The following is a 21,788-nucleotide window of genomic DNA, read 5'->3' as shown; positions in this document are numbered from 1 at the left end:
TGCTGTGGTGCGTAGAGGGCCTCGTTCAACGGACGCCGTGCGACGTGGAGAACCCCCTCCACCACGCCGCTGCGCGTCGCGGTCCCCCTCCCCGTGCCGGGGAGGATTTGCGTCGCGCTCATCGCGACCCGTCCAGCTGGCGGCTCAAGGTCGTGTGGAAGCCGTCGGCAAACCGGTTCAGGCTCGCCTCGATCCGATTGATGCCGTGCGAGAACCGGTTGTACGCGATCACCGCAGGAATAGCCGCGAACAGGCCGATCGCGGTGGCGAACAACGCCTCCGCGATCCCCGGCGCGACCACCGCGAGCGACGTGTTCTGCGCCGCCGCGATGCTGGTGAAGCTCCGCATGATTCCCCACACCGTCCCGAACAGCCCGACGAACGGCGCGACCGAGCCGACCGTTGCCAGCACGTTCAGCCGATCCGACAGCTTGTCGATCTCGCCTGCAACGGCCGCGCCCATCGTGGTCGCCAGCCGCTCGCGCGTGCCGCTCTTGTCGATCGTGCCGCCCGCGGTCGAGCGCCGCCACTCGGTGACGCCGGCGGCGAACACGCGCGCCGACGGCAGGTCGTTCTCGCCCTCCGCCTTGTAGAAGACGTCGATATCCTCCGCCTTCCAGAAATCGCGTTCGAACCGGGTCATCCCTTTCCGCGTCTTGCCGATCCGCCGCCAGAACGCGACGATCAGCGCCCAGGTCCAGATGCTGGCGAGCAGCAGCCCGATCATCACGCCCTTCACCACCCAGTCGGCCTGGAGGAACAAGTGGATCGGCGACAGCGTCGCGCTATCCATAGTCAACACCGGATTCATGCTTCCCCCTGCCAGACAAGGCGTTCGTAGATATCGATCCAGGCGCGCGGCTGGCGGCGTGGGCGGCCATTGGGAGCGACCAATGCCGCCACCACGTCCGCCTCGGCCAAGACAAGCCCGTCGCGCATGACCCTTTGATGAATGGTGACCCCGGCCGAGCGGACCCGGCGTATCCGCGAGACGACCAGCAAGGCGTCGTCGAGCTTCGCCGGCGCGGCGTAGCGGATGGCGACGCTGGCGATCGCGTAGGAGCCCTCGCCCGCCTCGAACGTCGCGCGCTGGTCGATCCCGCCGACCCGCAACATGTCCGACCGCGCACGCTCCATATAGCGCAGGTAATTCGCGTGATAGACCGCGCCCGACAGATCGGTGTCCTCGAAATAGACGCGCACCGGAAACCGGTGCTCGCGCCCTTCGAAGCGGCCTTCCGCCGGACGATCTGAAACCTCAGCCATTCCCGCGGCTGTTAACCCAGTCTTTGCAGGGAAGCCAAGCTTTGCTGTGAGAACGCGTTGGGCGGACGTGACGGACCTACCGATCCTCGCCCGCCAAGGGGAGGATTACAGTTCGTTTACTGGAAGACGCTGGCGTCGAGTTTCAGGCGTGGCTGTGCGGGCGGTACCGGCTGCGAGATCGGCTGGAGCCGCGCCTGCGTGATCGTCTGCACCGGCATGTTCGAGGCATATTGGCGCGAGACCATCAGCTGCGGCTGGACCGGACGCACGGTGCGGCCGCGCCACGCATCGACCGCGCGGTAGAAATCGGTGAACGGCCGCTCGAGCACCGGCAGGTTCTGCGCGGCAAAAGCAGGCAACGCCTCGGCGGTCAGGCCTGCACTCTGGGCGAGAACAGTGCCAGCCGCGGAGCAGAAGTCATCGCGTGCCGGCGACTGCGAGAAGAAGTTGTACAGGCGCGTCATCGAATCGTCGTAGCGATCCTGCCAGTCGCCGCCGCCCGACTTGTATTCGCTGGCATAGGTCGCCTCGGCCTTGGCGAGCACCGGCTTCTGCGCCGACAGCAGCGCGTTGTAACCCGCGACGATCACCACTTCCTGCGGTCCGCGACACGCCAGCGCGGCGACGTTGAGCGCGGCGCGGAGGTGCCAGACTTTGGCGGACGTCGTCAGGTTGCGATTCGGCGTCGGATAGGTGCCGTCGGCGAGCGCGACCGGAATGACGATGGTCGGCGACGCGCCCTTCGGCATCGCGGGCGCAGGCACCGGCACCATGATCACGGGCGGCGCGACCTGCGCGACGGTCCGTGGTTTCTGTGCGCAACCGGCCAGCAGGCCCAGCGCGGTAACGGACAGCAAAGCAAACCGACGACTCATCGCAACCACCTCATGACGTCCCCCGACGGGACACTCTATGGCGGGGATTAGGTTAACGAGACGTAAGCCGTACGCGCTTTGCGGCGAGTGGAGAGGGGACGGGGATGGGGGTTCGCGCTGGCGCGAGGGATGTGATGCCGCGTGAACCTCACCCGCTACTCCACCACCCCGGCGGAGGCCGGGGCCCAGTTGGAAAGGTCACAGTAACGGAGCGCGACATCAGTCAGCGACGTCCCCCAACTGGGCCCCGGCCGCCGCCGGGGTGGTGCTGGATGAATACTCAAAAGACGTCGTCCTCTCGATCCTCCCCCGCCAGGGGGAGGTGGCGCCGGAGGCGACGGAGGGGGAGGACACGGAACAGAGGTTTTTCCTTACCTCCCCCTCCGTCAGCCCAAACGGGCTACCACCTCCCCTTGGCGGGGGAGGATCAGTACCGCCTCAAACCGCGCGCGCTTCCAGCGCCGCCGCGGCCTGCGCCATCAGCCCGCCGATGATGTCCGCGACCGGCTCCTCGCGCTTGACCATGCCGACCGACTGGCCCGCCATCACCGAGCCATGCTCGACATCGCCGTCGATCACCGCGCGGCGCAGCGCGCCCGCCCAGTAATGCTCGATCTGCAACTGCGCCTCGGCCATTTCCACGCGGCCACCATCGAGATGCCCGGCGACTTCGCGTTGCTTGGCGGTGAACAACTCGCTCGACGCGTTCTTCAGCGCGCGGACCGGGATCACCGGCAGCCGCGCATCGATCTGCACGCTGGCGATCGCATCACGCGCCGACGCGCGGATGAACGCCTTCTTGAAATTGGCGTGCGCGATCGATTCGGTCGCGCACACGAAGAGCGTGCCGAGCTGGACGCCCGCCGCACCCATGTCGAGATACCCCGCGATCGCCTCGCCGCGGCCGATCCCGCCGGCGACGAACACCGGCACCTGCTCGGCGATCTCCGGCAGCATCTCCTGCGCCAGCACGCTGGTCGAAACCGGGCCGATATGCCCGCCGGCCTCCATGCCCTCGATCACCAGCGCATCGATGCCGCTGCGGATCAGCTTCTTCGCCAGCGCCAACGCGGGCGAGAACGCGATCAGCTTCGCGCCCGTCTCCTTGATCGCCTCGATGCTGCCCTTGGGCGGCAGGCCACCGGCGAGCACGACGTGGCCGACCTTGTGCTTGGCGCAGACCGCGATCAGCTCGAACAGGTCGGGGTGCATCGTGATCAGGTTCACGCCGAACGGCTTGTCCGTCATCGCCTTGGTCGCGGCGATCTCGGTATCGAGCAGCGCGGGCGTCATCGCGCCGCACGCGATCACGCCGAACCCGCCAGCGTTGGAGATCGCCGACACGAGGTGACGCTCGCTCACCCACGACATCGCGCCGCCGAGAATGGCGACCTCCGACCCAAGGAACGCGGCGCCGCGCGCCATCCGGCGTTGCAGCCGCTCAGTACCGATCGTCATGCATCCATCCCCGTCGTCCCGGCGCCTGCCGGGATCATGTCGTTATCTATCAAGCTCAAGCCGCATCCTCGGCATCGAGCCCGTATGCCGTATGCAGCACGCGCACCGCCAGCTCGGTATAATCCTCTTCGATCAGCACGCTGACCTTGATCTCCGACGTCGCGATCGCCTGGATGTTGATCCCGCGCTCGCCGAGAGTCGTGAACATCGTCGAGGCGACGCCCGCATGGCTGCGCATGCCGACGCCGACGACCGAAACCTTGGCGACGCGCGTGTCGTGGACGATCGTCGCATAGCCGATCGCGTCCTTCGCCTTGTCGAGCACGTCGAGCGAGCGCGCGAGATCGGCCGCCGGCACCGTGAACGTCACGTCCGTAGATCCCGTCGAATGCGCGACGTTCTGCACGATCATGTCGACGTTGATCCCCGCATCCGCGAGCGGCGCGAAGATCGCCGCGACCGAGCCCGGCCGATCGCTGACCTGCGTCAGGGTGATCTTCGCCTCGTTCTTGTCGTGCGCGATGCCGGTGATGAGCTGGCGTTCCATATCGTCGATTTCCTCTTCGCCCACGATCAACGTGCCGCGGTGTCCGTCATTGGTGTCGCCATCCTCGAACGAGGACAATACGCGTACCCGCACATTCTCTTTCATCGCCAGGCCGACAGACCGCGTCTGCAACACCTTGGCACCGACGCTGGCGAGTTCCAGCATTTCTTCGTACGTGACCTTGCTCAGTTTGCGCGCGCGTGGCACGATCCTGGGATCGGTCGTGTAGACGCCGTCGACGTCGGTATAGATGTCGCAGCGGTCGGCCTTCATCGCCGCCGCCATCGCCACCGCCGACGTGTCCGAGCCGCCGCGACCTAATGTCGTGACGCGCTGGCCGTCCGCGACGCCCTGAAAACCGGGGATTACAGCGACGACACCGTCCGCAAGGCTCGCGTCGAGCGCGGCCGTGTCGATCTCGCCGATGCGGGCCGATCCGTGCGCGTCGGACGTGTTGATCGGCAACTGCCAGCCGAGCCAGCTCCGTGCCTTGCAGCCCGCCGCCTGCAGAGCGATCGCGAGCAAGCCACTCGTGATCTGCTCGCCGGCCGAGACGACGACATCATATTCCTTCGCGTCGTACAGCGACGACGCCTCGCGGCAGAAGCCGACCAGCCGATCAGTCTCGCCGGCCATCGCGGAAACGACGACGGCGACCTGGTTGCCGGCGTCGACTTCGCGCTTCACGCGCGCGGCGACGTTGCGGATACGCTCGATCCCAGCCATCGACGTCCCGCCGAATTTCATCACGATACGGGCCATTGGCAGCGCAAATCCCTTTGGGTCGAAGCGGCGGCCCTGATAGGTAGCGCGCATGATACTGGCAAGCGACACCGCAACGAACGCAACAATCGATCCGCGCGAGGCCGCGCATTTCGGCACGATGGCGAAGGACTGGTGGGATCCGAAGGGCTCGTCCGCCCCGCTCCACAAGCTCAACCCGCCGCGGCTGCGCTACATCCGCGAGCAGGTCGATGCGCATTGGGGTGGCAACGGTTCGACCTTTACGCCGCTAGAGGGGAAGACCGCGCTCGACGTGGGGTGCGGCGCGGGGTTGCTGTGCGAGCCACTCGCCCGGCTTGGCGCGACGGTGACGGGGATCGACGCGGCGCCGGAGAATATCGCGGTCGCCGAGATCCATGCCGCGCAGAGCGGGCTGGAGATCGACTACCGCGCGGGGGGAGTCGAGGGGCTGGTCGGGCAGTTCGATCTCGTCACCAGCCTGGAGGTGATCGAGCATGTGAGCGATCCCGCCGGCTTCGTGCGGGGTCTCGCGCGGACGTTGGCGGAGGGCGGGTTGCTGATCCTGTCGACGCCTAATCGTACGCCGCTGTCTCGGCTGGCGATGATCACTGTGGCGGAGGGTGCCGGCGTCATTCCCAAAGGCACGCACGACTGGAACAAGTTCCTGACGCCCGAGGAACTGACGGCGTTGCTGAAGGATGCGGGGCTTCGCGTCACGGATACGCGCGGGCTGAGCTTCTCGCCGGCCACTGGCTTCGCGCTCAGCGACTCAACGAGCCTCGATTACTTCCTGACCGCTGTAAAAGCCTGACTCGTGCCCCCTCTCACACCACCCCGGCGAAGGCCGGGGCCCAATTGGGAGGGCCGTGGTAACGAACCGCCACCCTCAGTCATAACCGTCCCCCAATTGGGCCCCGGCCTCCGCCGGGGTGGTAGCAAGCGGGGTGGGGCTGAGTGATGGAGAACACCGCTCCCCAAAATTGTTCACCCGCGAAGGCGGGTGCCCAGACTGGACACCCGCCTTCGCGGGTGAACATGCTTTTGGTGGTCGCAACGCTAGCGGTTGTCCTCATCGCCCTCGCGCTCCTCCGCCCCGTGGATCACGACGAAAGCCAGTACGTTGCCGCCGCCCTTCTCACCGCGCACGGCCTGCTCCCCTACCGAGACTTCGCCTACCTCCAGACCCCGCTCCAACCCTATCTCTTCGCCCCGATCGCAGCGCTAGCCGGCATCTGGACCTGGCCAGCCCTCCGCATAACCAACGCCCTCCTCGGCGCAGCCACCATCGCCGCGGTCCACCGCGCCGCCCGCATCGGCGGCGCCAGCACGCGCACCGCAACCATCGCAACCGCCCTGTTCGCCACCTGCGACATCCTCCTCTTCAGCATCGGCACGGCCCGCAACGACGCGCTCCCCGCCGCTTGCCTCGCGCTGGCCCTCCCCGCGATCGTCCGCACCGCCCGCGACCAGGCAAGCCGCCGCGACGCGATCCTGATCGGCGCGCTGCTCGCCGCCGCCGCCACCGCGAAAATCTCCTACGCGCTCCCCGCGCTGACCTACGGTATCTGGACGCTGTTCCGCGCCGACCGCCGCCCGTGGTGGACATTGCTCGGCGCAATGCCGTTCGCGCTCTTCACGCTGGCGCTGTTCGCCGCATCGCCCGAAGGCTTCCTGTTCGGCGTCCTCGCCTTTCCCGGCCAGGCACCAACCGAATGGTACCAGGCCCGCCCCTGGAAGCTGTCGAACACCGCCAAGATCATCGACACGCTCAAGTTCCTCGCACTCGGCCCAGCCCTGCTCGCGATCGTCGCCACCACCGGCAGGCGGCAACGCTGGCACCTGATCCTCGACCTGCTGATCCTCGCCGGCCTGATCGCCGCGCTCGCGCCGGTGCCGACATGGCGGCAATATCTGCTGCCAGTGCTGCCGGCGCTATTCGTGCGTCTCGCGCTAGTCTGGCACGCGCACCCGCCCGGCAAGGCCATGCGGATCGCTGCGGTCGTCTTCGCCTGCGCCGGACTCGCCCCAACCGTCGAGGCCGTCGCGAGCGGCCGCATCCCGATGCTCGATGCGATGCGAGACGCCGCCGTGGTACGCGAGACTCTGGACCGCGAACACGTCACCGGCCCGGTTGCGACGCTCTCCCCGCAATTCCTCCCCGGCCGCGCGATCGACCGGCGCCTCGCCACTGGCCCCTTCTACTTCCGTAGCACCGCGTTGCTCGACGCCCGTCAGGAGTACGCCCTCCACCTCGTATCGCAGGCCCGGACGCATCTCCTCGGCTATCCGTCCGCCATCCTCACCGGCGGTGAAGGCGCCTGGAGCAGCGGTGACGATCGGATTGATGCAGTCCTAGCCGCCTACGCCCGAAACCACGGCTATCGCCCGGTTGCCGTACCCGGCACGCGATTCACCCTGTACGTCGCACGCCGTGCTTCGCCGCGACCAGCCCCGCATAATAGTCCATGAGTTCCACCGCATGCTCGCGGTCGCTGCGGACATGCCGCGCCGCCACCGCCGCCGCCCGCCGCAGCAACGCCGGATCCCGCGCGAACAACCGTCCGATCGCCGCCGCCGCACTCTCCGCATCGCGCGCCGCGTAGAGCTCGCTGGCGTAAGGGTCGGCGACTTCCGCGCATCCGCCTGTATCCGGCACGATCAGCGGCAGGCCCGACGCCATCGCCTCCGACGCGACCAGCCCGAACGGCTCCGCCTCCGACCCGTGGATCAGCGCATCGCAGCTCGCCATGATCCGCGCCAACCGCTCGCGATCATACACCGGTGCGAACATCCGGATATGCGGCGAGCCACCGATCCGCCGCTGGATCGCCTTGGTCTGCGCACCCGCACCGATCAGGACCAGCCCGACCGGCAGGGTCGCTCCCGCACGCGCCACCGCATCGACCACCAGCGGCCAGCGCTTCTCGCCGTGATGCCGCCCGAGCCCGAGCAGCAGCATCCCGTCCTCGGGCAAGCCGCACTGTCGCAGCAACGCCGCGCGCAACCGGGCATCGCGCAGGTCCGGCGAGAAATGCCCGCGCTCGATCCCCAGCGGCATCGCCGCATCGATCCGCAGCCCGCGCGCGCGCAACCGCTTCTCCAGCGCTGGGCCGTTGGTGACGACGACGTCGTATTTCTCCAGGAAGCGCCGCATGTATCGGCTGTACCAGGCGAACCCGCGCTCGATCTGGTCGTGGCTCGCGACGCCGGCGAACCAGCGCTGCGCATAGGCCGCGATATTGTCGTTGTGCATGAAGAACGCCTTCACCGCCCGCCCCTGCCAGTCGCCGACGAACCACGCCGGCCGCCACGGCGAGCAGCATTCGACCACGTCCGGATCGAGATCGTCGAGCACGCGGTGGATCGCGCCCTCGTCCCAGAACAACCCGTAGTTGCGATCGAACGGCATGCCCGGCGACTTGAGGTAGATGATCCGCCCGCCACCGGGCCGCTCCTCGACGCGGTCTTCCTTGCCCGGCGCGACGACGATCAATTCATGGCCCATGTCCGCCATGATCCCCATTTTCCGATCGACATAGGTCCGCACGCCGCCGCCGGTCGGCGAGTAGAACTCGTTGACGTCGACGATCCTCACGGCGTGACAGGCCCAAAGCCACCGAGCCCGCGCAGATACTGCACGGTGATCCGCACCGTCGTTACGCCCGCGCCGACCTCGACCAGCGCCTGCTCGACCTTCGGCCGCGACCGCCCTAGCTTCACGTTGCTCGCGAACCCGGCACCATCGGTCCAGAAACTGAACTTGTTCTTCCCGTCGCGATTATGCGTCAGCAACAGCGCATAGCGGCCCGGCCGCGGCACTCGGATGCACAACATCGGCGCCCCGTTCGGCGGCGTCGGCACCACCACGCGCCGAAACGTCTTGCCCGCCGCGATCAGCACGTGGTCGTCCTTGAGAAAGCCCGCTTCGTCATCAGGATAGAGTTCGAGCTTCAACTCGCCCGTACGATCCTTCAGCCCCGTGACCTCCACCGTGATCGCCGGCCCCTCGCCCGGTCGACACGCCGCCGCATCGCTACCGAGCACCTGCGCCCCGGCCGGACCTGCAAGCGCAACGATTGCGACCAGCGCGACACAGGCGCGGATCACGCGCGTAACCGGGTAAGCCCGGCGTGGATGCCGAACAGGATGATCAGCGCGACATGCACCAGCAGCGTCAGCGCGGCGGTAAACGCGATCAGCTCCGACAAGGCCTGGTCCTGCCCAATCAACAGGATCGCGGCGTTGGCGAACAGCAGGTCCTTGTTCGGTACCAGCGGCAGGCGCGACACCAGCAGGCGCCCGGCTGCAAGGAACAGCCACATCCCCACGGGCACGCCCGGCAGCGCGAAATGCCACGCGAACGCGATCAGCACCGATCCGCACAGCAACCGGATGCAGTGGATCCCGAACACCCACCACAGTTTCGCGCGCGGCAGGGAGAACACGCGGCGCGAGAAGATCAGGAACGGCAGCGAGATCGCCAGCGTCACGCCCGCCGACGCGAGCACCGTGCGGAACTGGTCGTGCGTCAGCAGGTGCCGGCCCAGCGGCAACGCGATCGCCACCAGCAGCAGCGTGACCGCATTGCCCGCGATCGCCGACAGGATCGACACGTCCTTCACCGCACCGAACGGCGACGCCACCATCCGCGCCTTCGCCCGCGCCCAGGCGTAGAAATACGCGTCGCCCGAATAGCCGAACACGACTTCGTTCGCGATCCGCTTCTTGATCAGCGCGACGAGGCCACCGAGCGGAATACCCCAGAGCCGGCGGAAGATGACGTAATCCCCGGTCGGCGGCGACATGTAGAGCAGGCCGAAGCACAGATAGAAGCGCGGATCCTGCGGCACCGAGCGCGACAGCCCGGCAAGGCCATGCCCGAGCAGTTCGCGCCCCAGTCCGACGATCATCGCCAGCGTCAGCACCGCACCGATGATCGCGGGCCAGCGACTGCCGAGCGCCTTCAGCGGCTCGAGCCCGGCGCGCGCGATATCCGCATAGCCTTCGGATTCGGTCGACTTCGCACGCGTGTTCAATTGCCTGTCCTCAACCAATCGCTCTCAAGCCGCTCCACCGTCTGTCGGCCGGCCCAATAGCCGCCCGTCGATGTGCGTGCACGCAAAGTCGGTTTCATTCGGTCGCGATCTCCGCTTTATCCATCGCGCAGTATGATGACCCCCATATGTCACCCGTGAGCGAGCCGCCGACCGCCCGGCACATCCTGACCTATGCCGAGGATCTGCGCGGTGGCGGGGTCGAGCGCGCGCAACTGCGCCTCGCACGCGGGTGGCTCGCGGCGGGGCGGCGCGTGACGCTGGCGATCGAGAATATCTCGGGGCCGCTGGCGGCGGAACTGCCGGAAGGTCTGGAGATCGTCGCGCCCTCGCGGCTGCTCGCGTTGCCGGGGGTCGTGCGTCGCTTGGCGCCGGACGTGATCTTTTGCCCCGGTAATTTCTATACCGGCATCGCGGCATGGACCCGGCTGCGACTCGGCAGGACGTGCCCGCCGATCGTCGCGAAGATGTCCAACGCCCCTGCGCGCGCCGATCACGGCCGCCTGATGCACGCTGCGCACCAGGTCTGGCTGGCGCGCCACGGGAGCTTCCTCGATCACCTCGTTGCGATGACGCCGGCGACCGCGGACGGGGCGGCATTGGCGACCCGGATGATCGGGCGAACCAGCGTGATTCCGAACCCGCCAGCGGTGCCGATCCCGGGCGCGCTGCCAGACCTGCCTGAACGTTTCATTCTCGGCGTAGGCCGGCTTGAACCGCAGAAGCGCTGGGACCGCCTGATCGCCGCGCTCCCGATGCTGGCGGACCAGACGATACCGCTCGTCATCCTCGGCGAAGGTAGCGAGCGGGGGGCGATCGAAGCGCAAATCCACGCGCTCGGCTTGGGGGGCCGCGTCCTCCTGCTCGGCCACAGCAGCGATCCGCTCCCGGTCATGGCCCGCGCCGCGGTACTGGTGCTGACGTCGGATTACGAAGGCGTACCGGGGGTGCTGCGCGAGGCACTGTCGGTCGGGACGCCGGTGATCTCGACCGACTCGAGCGCAGCGGTAGCGGAGATTATTGATCGGACGGACCGTGGGACGGTCATCGCGAAGGATGACGCTTCTGCATTGGTCGCAGCGCTGGAAGCGTGGCTCGCGCCGACTGCGCAACGACCGGTGCCGGTGCCCCAACCCGGGGCGGACTCCGCCGACCGCTACCTTATCCTCTTTGACCAATTGGTAAGGCGGTAACGTCCTGCCCGACTACCCGCCCCATTGACGTCCCCTGCCCCCACCTCCCGTCATCCTCGCGGACGCGGGGACCCATATCCTCCGAGGTTTGCCAGTATGGGTCCCCGCGTCCGCGAGGATGACGGGAAGGGAGCTTGAACCCGGAACAAGTGGCAAGGAGAACGTCAGGCCGTAGCTTGATGGTCCGCCGCCTTCTCCTCTTCCCGCTCAGACCGTCGCTCCAGCGCCGTCTTCAACATCGCGGTCATCGGATCGGCCAGCGCCAGCCCCAAAATCCCGAACAGCGCGCTCGCGAGGATCTGCGCACCCAAGGTCAACGCCGGCGGCAGATCGACGGTGCGCTTGGCGACCATCGGCACGATCACATACCCGTCGATCGTCTGCACGACGAGGTACGTGCCGATCGCCCAATAGCCCGTATCGACACCCGCGCTGAACCCGACCGCGACCATCAGCACGCCCGTCACGATCGCGCCGACGTTCGGAATGAACGCCAAAATCCCGGCAATGATGCCTAGCAGCATCGCCATCGGTACGCCGCCAACCGCCAAGGCGATGCCGCTCGCGACACCCTCGACCGCCATCCCGAGCAGGCGTCCGGCGAGCAGCCGCCGCAACGTCGCGCCCATCTTGACCAAAGTCCTGGCAAACTCGGGGCGGAGATCGAGCGGCACCATCCACTGGAGCCCGCGCGAGTACGTCCCCGGGTCCATCGCGATGAACAGCCCGAGGATCAGGATCATGAACATGCTGGTGATCGCGCCGATCGCGCTGCCCACCCACGACGTCACGCGCCCGACCGAGCCAAGTGCCTGCTTGACGATCCCGTTGACGTCCGACGCGCCCGGCATCAGCCCCTGCGAGGTCAGATAGCCGGTGAAGCGATTGGCCTGCGATTCCAGGGTCGAGCGCAGCTGCGTCACCTGTTCGGTCACCTGCACGCCGGTCAGCACGAACGTGCCGACGAGGAACGCGAACGTCAGCAGCACGACGATCAGCAACCGCCAGCCGCGCCCGATCGGCAGCACCCGCCCGAGCAGCCGCACACCGCCATCGAGCAACGCCGCGAACACGACGCCGGCAAAGATGATCAGCAACGGCTGCACCAGCACGATCAGCAACGCGATCACGCAGGCCAAGCCCAGCCAGATCATCGCGCGCTTCAGTTCCTTGCGCAGGAACGGATCGCGCATCTCGACCGGGCTGAGCTCGTCGACGGTCTTCGTCTCGGCCATCTCAGTTCACCTTGGCGGGATGCAGCGAGGTGCCCGCGCGATCCGGGCGCAGCGAACTCCACCAGCTCAGCGGATTGAACGTCGCATCGCCGTCGAGGCTGAAGGTGATGAACTCCGCACGGCCGCCGAGATTCTCGTACGGCACCGGACCGCCAAGACCGAGTTGGCTCAGCGCGAACCGGCTATCGGCCGAGCGATCGCGGTTGTCGCCCATCAGGAAGACATGGTTCGCGGGGATCGTGATCTCGGCGAAATTGTCGCCCTGGCTGTCCGATTCCAGATCGATCGTCTCGTAGCGGCGGCCGTTGGGCAGCGTCTCGGTATAGGTCGGCAGGCGGCACATCTCGCGACCGTCGGGCAGCGTCTCGCGCGCGCCGGGATAGTCGATCTCGCTGCACGGGCTGTTGGTGTCGACCGGGATCAGCGTGTCGTGCAAGGGGCCACGCTTCACCGCGACGCCGTTGAGGAACACGATGCCGCCGCGCACCGCCAGTCTGTCGCCGGGCAGGCCGATGACGCGCTTGATATAGTCGTTATGCGTCCCCGGCGGCGTCACGATCACCACGTCGCCGCGCGTCGGCAGCGAGCCGAACAGGCGACCGTGAATGAACGGCAGCGACACGCTCCAGCTGTCTTCCTGCTGGCGCAGCACCACGCCCTTGAAGATCGCGACCGGGTTCGGGATCGTCGGCGACACGAACGACCAGCCATAGGCGAACTTGGTCACCACCAGCCGGTCGCCGATCCGGAGGCCCGGCAGCATCGATTCGCTGGGGATATAGAAGGGCTTGGCGATGAAGCTGTGGAAGCCGAGCACGACCAGGATCAGCCAGAAGATGCCCTTCACTTCGCCCCACCAGTCGGTGCCGCGGCGGCGTGTCGTTTCCGGTGTGGTGCCGGCCGGTGGCGCGGTATCGGCCGCGGTCTGCGCTAGGGGGGTCTGCGCGAGGGGCTTTTCGGGGAACTCGTTGCCGTCCAACGCCGCGTCCTTCATCGGTTCGTATCCTGGCGCATGTCCGGGGATATCAGAGGTATAGCTTCGATGATCACGAAGGCCTGCGCCCACGGATGATCATCGGTCATCGTCAGATGCACGCGCGCGGCGTGGCCTTCGGGGGTCAACGCGTCAAGCCTCGCTTTGGCGCCCCCGGTCAGCGCCAACGTCGGCGCGCCGCTGGGGGCGTTGACCACGCCGATGTCGCGCATGAACACGCCTGCCCGAAACCCGGTCCCGACCGCCTTCGAAAACGCCTCCTTGGCCGCGAACCGCTTCGCCAGCGTGCCGGCCTTGGTAAACGGCCGCCGCGCCGCCTTCGCGCGTTCGACATCGGTAAACACCCGCTGCTCGAACCGCTCGCCGAACCGCTCGACCGACGCCGCGATCCGCTCGATATTGCACAAGTCGGACCCGAGCCCGATGATCACGAAATCCTCCCCGGCACGGGGAGGGGGACCGCGACGCGAAGCGGCGGGGTGGAGGGGGGGCTCCACGAGCGATACGTTTGCGGTGGGCCCCCTCCCCCATGCTGCGCATGGTCCCCCTCCCCGTGCCGGGGAGGATTACCGCGCCGCATCCATCGCCTCACGCATCAGCCGAACCGCCTCGCCGAGTCCGACGAACAAAGCTTCCCCAACAAGGAAGTGCCCAATGTTCAACTCCCGAACCTGCCGGATAGCCGCGATCGGTGCGACGTTGTCGTAGGTCAGCCCGTGGCCCGCATGCACCTCGATGCCGTTCTTCGCCGCCAACGCCGCCGCGTCGCTCAGCCGCCGCAGCTCCACCACCCGCGCCTCGCCCGACAATTCCGCATACAGCCCGGTGTGCAGCTCCACCACCGGCACCTTGAGCCGGACCGCCGCCTCGATCTGCCTCGCGTCGGGCTCGATGAACAGCGACACGCGGATGCCCGCTCCCGCCAGCGCATCGACCAGCCGCGCCATCCGGTCGTAATGCCCGGCGACGTCGAGCCCGCCCTCGGTGGTCAGTTCCTCGCGCTTTTCCGGCACGATGCACGCCGCGTGCGGCTTGTGACGCAGCGCGATGCCGAGCATCTCGTCCGTCGCCGCCATCTCCAGGTTGAGCGGGATCGTCAGCTCGGCCGATAGCCGCGCGATATCGTCGTCGGTGATGTGCCGGCGGTCCTCACGCAGATGCGCGGTGATGCCGTCCGCCCCCGCTGCCGCCGCGACCAAAGCCGCGCGCACCGGATCGGGATACCCCGCCCCCCTCGCATTGCGCACCGTCGCGACGTGGTCGATGTTCACCCCAAGGCGCAGGTGGTCGTTGCCGGAGGGGCTCATGCCGCCGCCCGGCTTCCAGGCTTGATCGCCGGGATCGCGGCGAGTTCGCGCGGCAACGCATCCGCCGGATAGGTCGGCACGTCGAGCCGGATCAGCGGGAAGAACGGCACGCCTAGGTCCGCCGTCCCGTTCGAGCGATCGACCAAGGCCGCCGCCGCGACCGTCACACCGCCCGCGCGCCCGATCGCCGCGATCGCCTCGCGCGACGACAGCCCGGTGGTGACGACGTCCTCCATCATCAGCACGCGCTGGCCGGGCGCCAAGCGGAACCCGCGGCGCAGTTCGAACACGCCGTCGGGCCGCTCGAGAAATACCGCCTCGACACCCAGCGCGCGGCCCATTTCGTGGCCGGCGATCACGCCGCCCATTGCTGGCGAGACGACGATATCGATCTGCGCCCGCAACTCCGCCGGGATCGACGCCACCAGCGCCTCCGACAACCGGGCACCACGCGCCGGGTCCATCAACACCCGCGCGCATTGCAGGTAGCGCGAACTGCGCAGGCCCGAGGACAGGATGAAATGCCCTTCGAGCAACGCTTCGGCAGCGCGGAATTCGGCGAGCACGTCGTCTTCGGTCATCGCGGGTCATCGCTCCAAATGGTCTGCCCGCGCTGATACGAGCGCACGAAACCACGCGCAACGAGAACCGGCGGCTTAATACCCGCCGTCATCGTGACGAAAGTCAGGATCCAGAGCCAAGAGCGATACTGTTCGTTACCCTGGATCCTGACTTTCGTCAGGATGACGGGCGGTTAGGGCGGGCGCTTAGGAGGCCAACGCCAGACAAGGCTTGAGGCGAGCCCCCCCGCTGGGTATAGCTCTTCCCAAATCATAAGCAGACATCCGCGCGTCCGGAATCGGGTTCGCAGTAAACCGGGGTCAATAAAAACGATGCGCAAGATGGGGATGAGAGGATTTGCGATGGCAGCGGGGCTCGCACTGGCGAGTCTCGGTGGCGTCGCCGGGCATGCAGCCCAGCCTGCTGCCACGCCGACGTCAGCAGCACCCGCACCGCAAGCCGCTGCCGCTCCGGGGGGCGTGTCGAACACTGCGCCGACGACCGCCGCGGCAACGCCCACCGCCAACCCGTCCAGCCCCGAGCTCGCGATGGACGGTGCGCCCGCGATGACGGTCAAGCCGATGATCGGCCAGCCGACCGACGGCCTGTTCGGCCTCCAGCCGCAGGTCACCAAGAACGGCCAGTTCGCGCACTGGATGCACAATTCGATCCTGGTGCCGACGATCACGATCATCTCGCTGTTCGTCCTCGCGCTGCTCTTCTGGGTGTCGTTCCGCTATCGCAAGGCGCGCAACCCGGTCGCGTCGAAGACCAGCCACAACACCTTCATCGAGATCATCTGGACGCTCGCGCCGGTCGTGATCCTCGTCCTGATCGCGGTCCCGTCGATCGGTCTGCTGCAAGCCCAGTTCAAGCCGGCCCCGTCGGGTGCGGTGACGCTGAAGGCGATCGGCAACCAATGGTATTGGACCTACCAGTATCCGGACAATGGCGGGTTCGAGATTACCGCCAACATGCTGAAGGAAAAGGCTGACGTCGCCGCCGGCGAGCGTCCGCGCACCGATGCCGACGGCCCCAAGCTGCTCGCCACCGACAACCGCATCGTCCTCCCGGTCGGCGTGCCGATCCGCCTGATCACGACCTCGAACGACGTGATCCACAGCTGGGCAGTCCCGGCGTTCTGGATCAAGCTCGACGCGATCCCCGGTCGCCTGAACGAGACCAGCTTCACGATCGAAAAGCCCGGCCTGTACTTCGGCCAGTGCTCGGAGCTTTGCGGCGCGCGCCACGGCTATATGCCGATCGCGGTCGAGGCGGTTCCGCCCGCCGAATACGCGGCATGGGTCAAGGCCAAGGGCGGCACGATGCCGACCCCCGGCAAGGCGTCCGACAAGGTCATCCCGCAGCCCGGCGCCGACGGCTCCGCGGCGAAGGTCGAGGAGGCCGCGGAAACCGCCAACGCCACCGGCCCCGTGGAAAATGTGACCACCGCAGCCCCTGCGACGACGCAGGGCGCCACCTCAAACCCGGCCGGCGCCGGCAACGCGGGACAGTAAGATGACCGACACCGCTCTCACCCCGTCGGCCTTCGTGTCTCACGAAGCGCACGACCATCACGATACCGATCACAAGCCGGGTTTCTTCGCGCGTTGGTTCATGTCGACCAACCACAAGGACATCGGCACGCTGTACCTGATCTTCGCGATCGTCGCGGGGATCATCGGCGGCTCGGTCTCGGGGCTCATGCGTGCCGAGCTCGCGCATCCCGGCATCCAGTATCTCCAGGGCTGGGCGAGTATGCTTCACGGCGGCCCCGCCAGCCTCGACGAATCGCTCCATCTCTGGAACGTGCTGATCACTGCGCACGGCCTGATCATGGTGTTCTTCATGGTCATGCCGGCGATGGTCGGTGGCTTCGGCAACTGGTTCGTGCCGATCATGATCGGTGCGCCGGATATGGCGTTCCCGCGCATGAACAACGTGTCGTTCTGGCTGCTGATCCCCGCCTTCACGCTGCTGCTGGCCTCGCCGTTCTTCGGTGGCGCGGGTAACGGCTGGACGCTCTACGCGCCGCTCTCGACGTACGGCGAGCCCGGGCCGTCGACCGACATGGCGATCCTCGCGCTCCATCTCGCGGGTGCGTCGTCGATCCTCGGCGCGATCAACTTCATCACGACGATCTTCAACATGCGCGCGCCCGGCATGACGCTGCACAAGATGCCGCTGTTCGTGTGGTCGATGCTGGTCACCGCGTTCCTGCTGCTGCTGGCACTGCCGGTGCTCGCCGCCGCGATCACGATGCTGCTGACCGATCGCAACTTTGGCACGACCTTCTTCGATCCGGCCGGCGGCGGCGATCCCGTCCTCTACCAGCATCTGTTCTGGTTCTTCGGTCATCCCGAAGTCTACATCATGATCCTGCCGGGCTTCGGCATCGTCAGCCAGATCATCTCGACGTTCAGCCGCAAGCCCGTCTTCGGCTATCTCGGCATGGCGTATGCGATGGTCGCGATCGGCGTCGTCGGGTTCGTCGTGTGGGCGCACCACATGTTCACGACGGGTCTGTCGGTGAACACCAAGATGTACTTCACCGCGGCGACGATGGTCATCGCAGTGCCGACCGGCATCAAGATCTTCTCGTGGATCGCGACGATGTGGGGCGGTTCGCTGACCTTCAAGACGCCGATGGTGTGGTCGATCGGCTTCATCTTCATGTTCACCGTCGGCGGCGTGACCGGCGTGGTGCTCGCGAACGGCGGCATCGACGATTACATGCAGGACACGTACTACGTGGTGGCGCATTTCCACTACGTGCTGTCGCTGGGCGCGGTCTTCTCGCTGTTCGCCGGGTTCTATTACTGGTTCCCGAAGATGACCGGCAAGATGTACAACGAGTTCCTCGGCCAGCTGCACTTCTGGGTGTTCTTCGTCGGCGTGAACGTGATGTTCTTCCCGATGCACTTCCTGGGCTTGCAGGGCATGCCGCGTCGCATCCCGGACTACACGCCCGAGTACGAGCATTGGAACACGGTCGCCTCGGTCGGCTACATGATCATGGCCGCGGGCATGGTGGTGTTCTTCGTCAACCTGATCTGGTCGCTGGCGGCCGGCAAGAAGGCGGGCGACAACCCCTGGGGCGACGGCGCGACAACGCTGGAGTGGACGATCTCCTCGCCGCCGCCGTACCACCAGTTCGAGACGCTGCCGAAGATCGACTGAGGCGGAGAAAGGGCCATCAGGCCCCCGCCCGGCCGGCGCGGCAACGCCGCGTCCGACGACACGGGACTTGCTCCCGTGTCGGGCCAGCCAGGAGAACAAGACGCCTCGGGGAAACCCGGGGCGTTTTTTCGTCGAGCGTCCCCCACCGACACGCCCGGCGCCAGCAAAACCAGATTCATCTTTCCGGAGGAGAATCGCGCTATCCCTCCCTCATGACGACGTCGCCAAGCATCCTCCCTCCGGCCCCGCCCGCACCCGCATCTGAGGTCGCAACCACGACCATCGCCACCCCGCGCGCGATCTTTGCACTGCTCGTCGGATTTGCGGCGTTCGCATTCACGATCGTCCTCCCGACGCTTCTGCTCGACGGCGACACCGGCTGGCATCTCGCGACCGGCGCGTGGATCGTCGCGAACGGCAGCGTCCCGACGCACGATCCCTTTTCGTTTACCGCCGCAGGGCGCCCCTGGGTAGCGCATGAATGGCTCTCCGAACTGGCGATGTACGCGAGCTACCGCGCGGCGGGGTGGACCGGGCTGAACCTGCTGACCGGCGCAGCGATGGCGGCGCTCTACGCGCTGGTCACCTCCCAGCTCTGTCGCTGGATAAGTATCCGGGCGAGCATCGTCGCGCTGCTGCTGACAGCGCCGGGTATTGCGCCGTCGCTGCTCGCGCGTCCGCACATCCTCGCCCTCCCGCTGCTGGCTAGGTGGCTGATCGCGCTTCTTCACGCGCGCGAACGCGGCCGGGCACCGCCGCTCGTCCTCGTGCCGCTGATGCTAGTCTGGGCGAACGCGCATGGCAGCTTCATCTTCGGGCTGGCGCTCGCCGCGGTGTTCGCGCTCGAAGCCCTGATCGCCGCAGCCCCCACAGATCGCCGCGCGGTCATCGTCGGCTGGGGCGTGTTCGGCGCGTGTTCCGGTATTGCCGCACTGGCGACACCGGCGGGTTTCGGCGGCTTCGTCTTTCCGTTCTACGTCAACGGCCTGAAACTGCTGGCACATCTCGGCGAATGGCAGCCCGCCAATTTTTCCACCTTCGCCGCCCCCGAGGCGATCCTTCTCGCGACGCTGTTCTTCCTGCTCGCCAAGCCGGTCCGCATACCGCCCGTTCGCCTGCTGCTTCTGCTGGGCGTCCTGCATCTGGCCTTGCAGCATACCCGGCAGGAGAGCGTGCTGATCATCGTCGGCGTCCTGATACTGGCACAGCCGCTCGGGACAGCCTGGACACCCGCAACTGCCGCCGCGCCCAAGTCGGCGACGGCTCGCCGCGATACGCGTCTGATCGGCGGCCTGGTCCTGCTGCTCGCAATCGCGCTCACGGCATACCGGGTCGCGGTCCCGGTCGTGCGGACCGACAGCGAAGGCATCCCCGCAACGGCTTTGCAGCACCTGCCGCCGTCGTTGCGCGACGCACGCGTCTTCAACGAATACAGCTTTGGCGGACCGCTCATTCTTGCCGGTATCCGCCCCTATATCGACGGCCGATCCGACATGTACGGCGATACCTTCGCACTCGACTATTTCGCCATAGCAGCTGGCGATGCGACGCGCTGGCGGGCGGCGAATGCAAAGTGGCATTTCGGCTGGACGATCCTGCCGCCGCACTCGCCGCTGGCGAAGCGGCTCGATCACGATCCGGCATGGCGACGAATCTACGCAGACGATACCGCGGCGATCCACGTCGCCCGGCCAACCCCTTGAACCGCCACGACGCGAAGGGTTTCCGACGCTCGCCGCAAGGCGTATAGCATACCCGAACCATGACTCCTGCCACCCCCCTCCTGCCACCGGCGCATTGGCGCGATTTCCTTGCGCTGACCAAGCCACGCGTGATGACGCTGGTCGTCTTCACCGGACTCTGCGGCATGCTCGCAGCCCCGGTCGGCGTGCACCCGGTGATCGGCTTCACCGCAATCCTCTGCATCGCGCTCGGCGCCGGGGCAGCGGGAGCACTCAACCAATGGTACGAGTCGGACATCGACGCGGTCATGCGCCGCACGCAGAAGCGCCCGCTGCCCGATGGCCGCATGGACCGTCAGGCGGCACTGCATTTCGGCGTCGGGCTCGGCGCATTCTCCGTCCTGTTCATGGGCGTCGCGGTGAACATCGTCGCCGCTGCGATCCTGACCGTCTCGATCCTGTTCTACGTCCTCATCTACACCGTCTGGCTGAAGCGTCGTACGCCACAGAACATCGTCATCGGTGGCGCCGCGGGCGCGTTCCCGCCGCTGATCGGCTGGGCCGCGGCGACCGGCGACGTCGCGCTGCTGCCGGTGCTGCTGTTCCTGTTCGTGTTCCTCTGGACCCCGCCGCATTTCTGGGCGCTCGCGCTGTTCATGAAGAGCGATTACGCCGCCGCGGGGGTGCCGATGCTCCCGGTCGTCTCGGGCGAGCGCACCACGCGGACGCAGATCGGGCTCTATACGATCCCGATGGCGGCGGTCGCGATCCTGCCCTGGCCGCTCGGGTTGACGGATGCGATCTACGGCGTCGCGGCCGTCCTGCTGACCGGCTGGTTCGCGTTGCTCGCCGTCCGCGTCGCGAAGCGCACCACGCATGCCGACGATGCGATGAAACCGGAGAAGGCCTTGTTCAAATACTCGATCCTGTATCTGTTCGTGATGTTCGGCGCGCTGGTCGTCGATCGGTGGTTCGCATGAGCCTGCCCGATCCAGACCTGATCCGCAGCCGCCAACGCGGTCGCGCCCGCGTCATGGCGTTGCTCCTCGGTGCGTTCGTCATTCTCGTCTTCGCGATCTCGATCGCCAAGATCCGCGCAGGCATGCCGCACTGATGGCTGGCTGGAAGGCCATGTCGCGCACCAACCGCACCGCGGCGCTCGCGGTGCTCTTCATCTGCTTCATGACCGGGCTCGCGTGGGCTAGCGTGCCGCTCTACCGGCTGTTCTGCGCCGCGACCGGGCTCAACGGCACCACCAACCGCGGGCTAGCCGCCCCCGGCGCGGTCGACCACAAGATCACCGTCGACTTTGACACCAACGTCAGCCCCAAGCTGCCGTGGAAGTTCGTGCCCGAGAATCGCTCCGACACGATCGACGTCGGCGCGCGCGACATGGCGTTCTTCACCGCGACGAACACGTCGAACAAGCCGCTCACCGGCACCGCGACGTTCAACGTCCAACCCGCGCAGGCCGGCAAGTATTTCACCAAGATCCAGTGCTTCTGCTTCACCCAGCAGACGCTCAAGCCCGGCGAGACCGCGCGGATGCCGGTGATCTTCTTCGTCGATCCGAAGATCCTGACCGACCCCGACGCGGCCGATATCCAGACGATCACGCTCAGCTATACGTTTTACTCGGTGGATTCTGCGAAAACAGCCAGCTAGAACGACGCCAAAGAAAATAGGGGAGTA

The 21,788-nt window shown here is 67.0% G+C and carries 22 protein-coding genes; 9 read left to right on the top strand and 13 right to left on the bottom strand.

Annotated elements, in window-relative coordinates:
• Positions 1–118: 118 nt before the first annotated feature.
• From tolQ to IFR23_RS18785, 5 genes are all read right to left on the bottom strand, one after another.
• Entirely contained in the window at positions 119–811 is a 693-nt protein-coding gene (tolQ, locus tag IFR23_RS18805) for a protein TolQ (protein WP_056053223.1), read from the bottom strand.
• Positions 808–1,266 (bottom strand): YbgC/FadM family acyl-CoA thioesterase, encoded by a 459-nt coding sequence (locus IFR23_RS18800; protein ID WP_056487236.1) that lies wholly within the window; start codon positions 1,264–1,266, stop codon positions 808–810. The genes tolQ and IFR23_RS18800 overlap by 4 nt, the downstream gene beginning before the upstream one ends.
• A gap of 116 nt (positions 1,267–1,382) precedes the next feature.
• A complete protein-coding gene (locus tag IFR23_RS18795; RefSeq protein WP_192977162.1) occupies positions 1,383–2,141 on the bottom strand; it encodes a hypothetical protein in 759 nt (252 codons plus the stop codon).
• Positions 2,142–2,579: 438 nt separating this feature from the next.
• Positions 2,580–3,599 carry an NAD(P)H-dependent flavin oxidoreductase gene (locus IFR23_RS18790; protein ID WP_244655793.1) on the bottom strand — a complete coding sequence of 340 codons (1,020 nt, stop codon included), beginning with the start codon at positions 3,597–3,599 and terminating at the stop codon, positions 2,580–2,582.
• Positions 3,600–3,654: 55 nt separating this feature from the next.
• Positions 3,655–4,908, bottom strand: coding sequence for an aspartate kinase (locus IFR23_RS18785; RefSeq protein WP_056054666.1), 1,254 nt, complete (start codon positions 4,906–4,908; stop codon positions 3,655–3,657).
• 52 nt (positions 4,909–4,960) lie between these two features.
• On the opposite strand from IFR23_RS18785, the gene ubiG reads away from it, so the two are divergent.
• A complete protein-coding gene (ubiG, locus tag IFR23_RS18780) occupies positions 4,961–5,701 on the top strand; it encodes a bifunctional 2-polyprenyl-6-hydroxyphenol methylase/3-demethylubiquinol 3-O-methyltransferase UbiG (protein WP_192977161.1) in 741 nt (246 codons plus the stop codon).
• Between the two features lie 224 nt (positions 5,702–5,925).
• A complete protein-coding gene (locus tag IFR23_RS18775) occupies positions 5,926–7,359 on the top strand; it encodes a DUF2029 domain-containing protein (RefSeq protein WP_192977170.1) in 1,434 nt (477 codons plus the stop codon).
• Here IFR23_RS18775 and IFR23_RS18770 read toward each other — a convergent pair.
• The 3 genes from IFR23_RS18770 to IFR23_RS18760 are packed head-to-tail and all read right to left on the bottom strand — an operon-like array spanning position 7,301 to position 9,926.
• The gene (locus tag IFR23_RS18770) at positions 7,301–8,485 is read right to left on the bottom strand and encodes a glycosyltransferase (protein WP_192977160.1); all 1,185 of its coding nucleotides are present in this window, start codon (positions 8,483–8,485) and stop codon (positions 7,301–7,303) included. The two genes, IFR23_RS18775 and IFR23_RS18770, sit on opposite strands and share 59 nt — an antisense overlap.
• Positions 8,482–8,997, bottom strand: a complete 516-nt coding sequence (locus tag IFR23_RS18765) for a DUF2141 domain-containing protein (protein ID WP_192977159.1) — start codon at positions 8,995–8,997, stop codon at positions 8,482–8,484. Before IFR23_RS18765 ends, IFR23_RS18770 begins: the two co-directional genes overlap by 4 nt.
• Positions 8,994–9,926 carry a hypothetical protein gene (locus tag IFR23_RS18760; protein ID WP_192977158.1) on the bottom strand — a complete coding sequence of 311 codons (933 nt, stop codon included), beginning with the start codon at positions 9,924–9,926 and terminating at the stop codon, positions 8,994–8,996. The genes IFR23_RS18765 and IFR23_RS18760 overlap by 4 nt, the downstream gene beginning before the upstream one ends.
• Positions 9,927–10,072: 146 nt before the next feature.
• Here IFR23_RS18760 and IFR23_RS18755 point away from each other — a divergent pair, with 146 nt between their 5' ends.
• Positions 10,073–11,137, top strand: coding sequence for a glycosyltransferase (locus tag IFR23_RS18755; RefSeq protein ID WP_192977157.1), 1,065 nt, complete (start codon positions 10,073–10,075; stop codon positions 11,135–11,137).
• A gap of 164 nt (positions 11,138–11,301) precedes the next feature.
• Here the strand turns inward: IFR23_RS18755 and IFR23_RS18750 are convergent, their stop codons facing one another.
• The 5 genes from IFR23_RS18750 to pyrE all read right to left on the bottom strand — a co-directional run bounded on the left by IFR23_RS18750 (position 11,302) and on the right by pyrE (position 15,254).
• On the bottom strand, positions 11,302–12,372 hold the full coding sequence (locus IFR23_RS18750) for an AI-2E family transporter (protein ID WP_192977156.1): 1,071 nt from the start codon (positions 12,370–12,372) through the stop codon (positions 11,302–11,304).
• Position 12,373: 1 nt separating this feature from the next.
• Complete coding sequence (gene lepB / locus IFR23_RS18745) at positions 12,374–13,366, bottom strand: signal peptidase I (protein WP_192977155.1); 993 nt, start codon at positions 13,364–13,366, stop codon at positions 12,374–12,376.
• Positions 13,363–13,797, bottom strand: coding sequence for a holo-ACP synthase (acpS, locus tag IFR23_RS18740; protein WP_056066237.1), 435 nt, complete (start codon positions 13,795–13,797; stop codon positions 13,363–13,365). The genes lepB and acpS overlap by 4 nt, the downstream gene beginning before the upstream one ends.
• A 135-nt stretch (positions 13,798–13,932) precedes the next feature.
• Positions 13,933–14,673: a pyridoxine 5'-phosphate synthase gene (locus tag IFR23_RS18735; protein ID WP_192977154.1), complete on the bottom strand. Its 741-nt coding sequence runs from the start codon at positions 14,671–14,673 to the stop codon at positions 13,933–13,935.
• Complete coding sequence (gene pyrE, locus IFR23_RS18730; protein ID WP_056066243.1) at positions 14,670–15,254, bottom strand: orotate phosphoribosyltransferase; 585 nt, start codon at positions 15,252–15,254, stop codon at positions 14,670–14,672. The genes IFR23_RS18735 and pyrE overlap by 4 nt, the downstream gene beginning before the upstream one ends.
• Positions 15,255–15,596: 342 nt before the next feature.
• On the opposite strand from pyrE, the gene coxB reads away from it, so the two are divergent.
• The 6 genes from coxB to IFR23_RS18700 all read left to right on the top strand — a co-directional run bounded on the left by coxB (position 15,597) and on the right by IFR23_RS18700 (position 21,761).
• Complete coding sequence (gene coxB / locus IFR23_RS18725) at positions 15,597–16,751, top strand: cytochrome c oxidase subunit II (RefSeq protein WP_244655792.1); 1,155 nt, start codon at positions 15,597–15,599, stop codon at positions 16,749–16,751.
• Position 16,752: 1 nt separating this feature from the next.
• Positions 16,753–18,414, top strand: coding sequence for a cytochrome c oxidase subunit I (ctaD, locus tag IFR23_RS18720; protein WP_192977152.1), 1,662 nt, complete (start codon positions 16,753–16,755; stop codon positions 18,412–18,414).
• A gap of 212 nt (positions 18,415–18,626) precedes the next feature.
• A complete protein-coding gene (locus IFR23_RS18715) occupies positions 18,627–20,117 on the top strand; it encodes a hypothetical protein (RefSeq protein WP_192977151.1) in 1,491 nt (496 codons plus the stop codon).
• Between the two features lie 59 nt (positions 20,118–20,176).
• A complete protein-coding gene (locus IFR23_RS18710; RefSeq protein ID WP_192977150.1) occupies positions 20,177–21,076 on the top strand; it encodes a heme o synthase in 900 nt (299 codons plus the stop codon).
• Positions 21,073–21,210, top strand: coding sequence for a hypothetical protein (locus IFR23_RS18705; protein ID WP_165886435.1), 138 nt, complete (start codon positions 21,073–21,075; stop codon positions 21,208–21,210). Before IFR23_RS18710 ends, IFR23_RS18705 begins: the two co-directional genes overlap by 4 nt.
• Positions 21,210–21,761, top strand: coding sequence for a cytochrome c oxidase assembly protein (locus IFR23_RS18700; protein ID WP_192977149.1), 552 nt, complete (start codon positions 21,210–21,212; stop codon positions 21,759–21,761). The genes IFR23_RS18705 and IFR23_RS18700 overlap by 1 nt, the downstream gene beginning before the upstream one ends.
• Positions 21,762–21,788 lie beyond the last annotated feature (27 nt).

It is taken from the genome of Sphingomonas sp. CFBP 13603 (genome assembly GCF_014892665.1).
In the GTDB taxonomy this organism is placed as follows: domain Bacteria; phylum Pseudomonadota; class Alphaproteobacteria; order Sphingomonadales; family Sphingomonadaceae; genus Sphingomonas.
This window is presented reverse-complemented; position numbering and strand designations above follow the sequence as displayed.

What these genes read in the sequence shown, in the direction of transcription:
- pyrE (WP_056066243.1), bottom strand. Translation starts at nt 15,254, where the DNA reads ATGACCGAAGACGACGTGCTCGCCGAATTCCGCGCTGCCGAAGCGTTG.
- IFR23_RS18710 (WP_192977150.1), top strand. Translation starts at nt 20,177, where the DNA reads ATGACTCCTGCCACCCCCCTCCTGCCACCGGCGCATTGGCGCGATTTC.
- IFR23_RS18735 (WP_192977154.1), bottom strand. Translation starts at nt 14,673, where the DNA reads ATGAGCCCCTCCGGCAACGACCACCTGCGCCTTGGGGTGAACATCGAC.
- IFR23_RS18750 (WP_192977156.1), bottom strand. Translation starts at nt 12,372, where the DNA reads ATGGCCGAGACGAAGACCGTCGACGAGCTCAGCCCGGTCGAGATGCGC.
- IFR23_RS18790 (WP_244655793.1), bottom strand. Translation starts at nt 3,599, where the DNA reads ATGACGATCGGTACTGAGCGGCTGCAACGCCGGATGGCGCGCGGCGCC.
- tolQ (WP_056053223.1), bottom strand. Translation starts at nt 811, where the DNA reads ATGAATCCGGTGTTGACTATGGATAGCGCGACGCTGTCGCCGATCCAC.
- IFR23_RS18785 (WP_056054666.1), bottom strand. Translation starts at nt 4,908, where the DNA reads ATGGCCCGTATCGTGATGAAATTCGGCGGGACGTCGATGGCTGGGATC.
- ctaD (WP_192977152.1), top strand. Translation starts at nt 16,753, where the DNA reads ATGACCGACACCGCTCTCACCCCGTCGGCCTTCGTGTCTCACGAAGCG.
- IFR23_RS18800 (WP_056487236.1), bottom strand. Translation starts at nt 1,266, where the DNA reads ATGGCTGAGGTTTCAGATCGTCCGGCGGAAGGCCGCTTCGAAGGGCGC.
- IFR23_RS18775 (WP_192977170.1), top strand. Translation starts at nt 5,926, where the DNA reads ATGCTTTTGGTGGTCGCAACGCTAGCGGTTGTCCTCATCGCCCTCGCG.
- coxB (WP_244655792.1), top strand. Translation starts at nt 15,597, where the DNA reads ATGGCAGCGGGGCTCGCACTGGCGAGTCTCGGTGGCGTCGCCGGGCAT.
- lepB (WP_192977155.1), bottom strand. Translation starts at nt 13,366, where the DNA reads ATGAAGGACGCGGCGTTGGACGGCAACGAGTTCCCCGAAAAGCCCCTC.
- ubiG (WP_192977161.1), top strand. Translation starts at nt 4,961, where the DNA reads ATGATACTGGCAAGCGACACCGCAACGAACGCAACAATCGATCCGCGC.
- IFR23_RS18700 (WP_192977149.1), top strand. Translation starts at nt 21,210, where the DNA reads ATGGCTGGCTGGAAGGCCATGTCGCGCACCAACCGCACCGCGGCGCTC.
- IFR23_RS18705 (WP_165886435.1), top strand. Translation starts at nt 21,073, where the DNA reads ATGAGCCTGCCCGATCCAGACCTGATCCGCAGCCGCCAACGCGGTCGC.
- IFR23_RS18715 (WP_192977151.1), top strand. Translation starts at nt 18,627, where the DNA reads ATGACGACGTCGCCAAGCATCCTCCCTCCGGCCCCGCCCGCACCCGCA.
- IFR23_RS18755 (WP_192977157.1), top strand. Translation starts at nt 10,073, where the DNA reads ATGTCACCCGTGAGCGAGCCGCCGACCGCCCGGCACATCCTGACCTAT.
- IFR23_RS18795 (WP_192977162.1), bottom strand. Translation starts at nt 2,141, where the DNA reads ATGAGTCGTCGGTTTGCTTTGCTGTCCGTTACCGCGCTGGGCCTGCTG.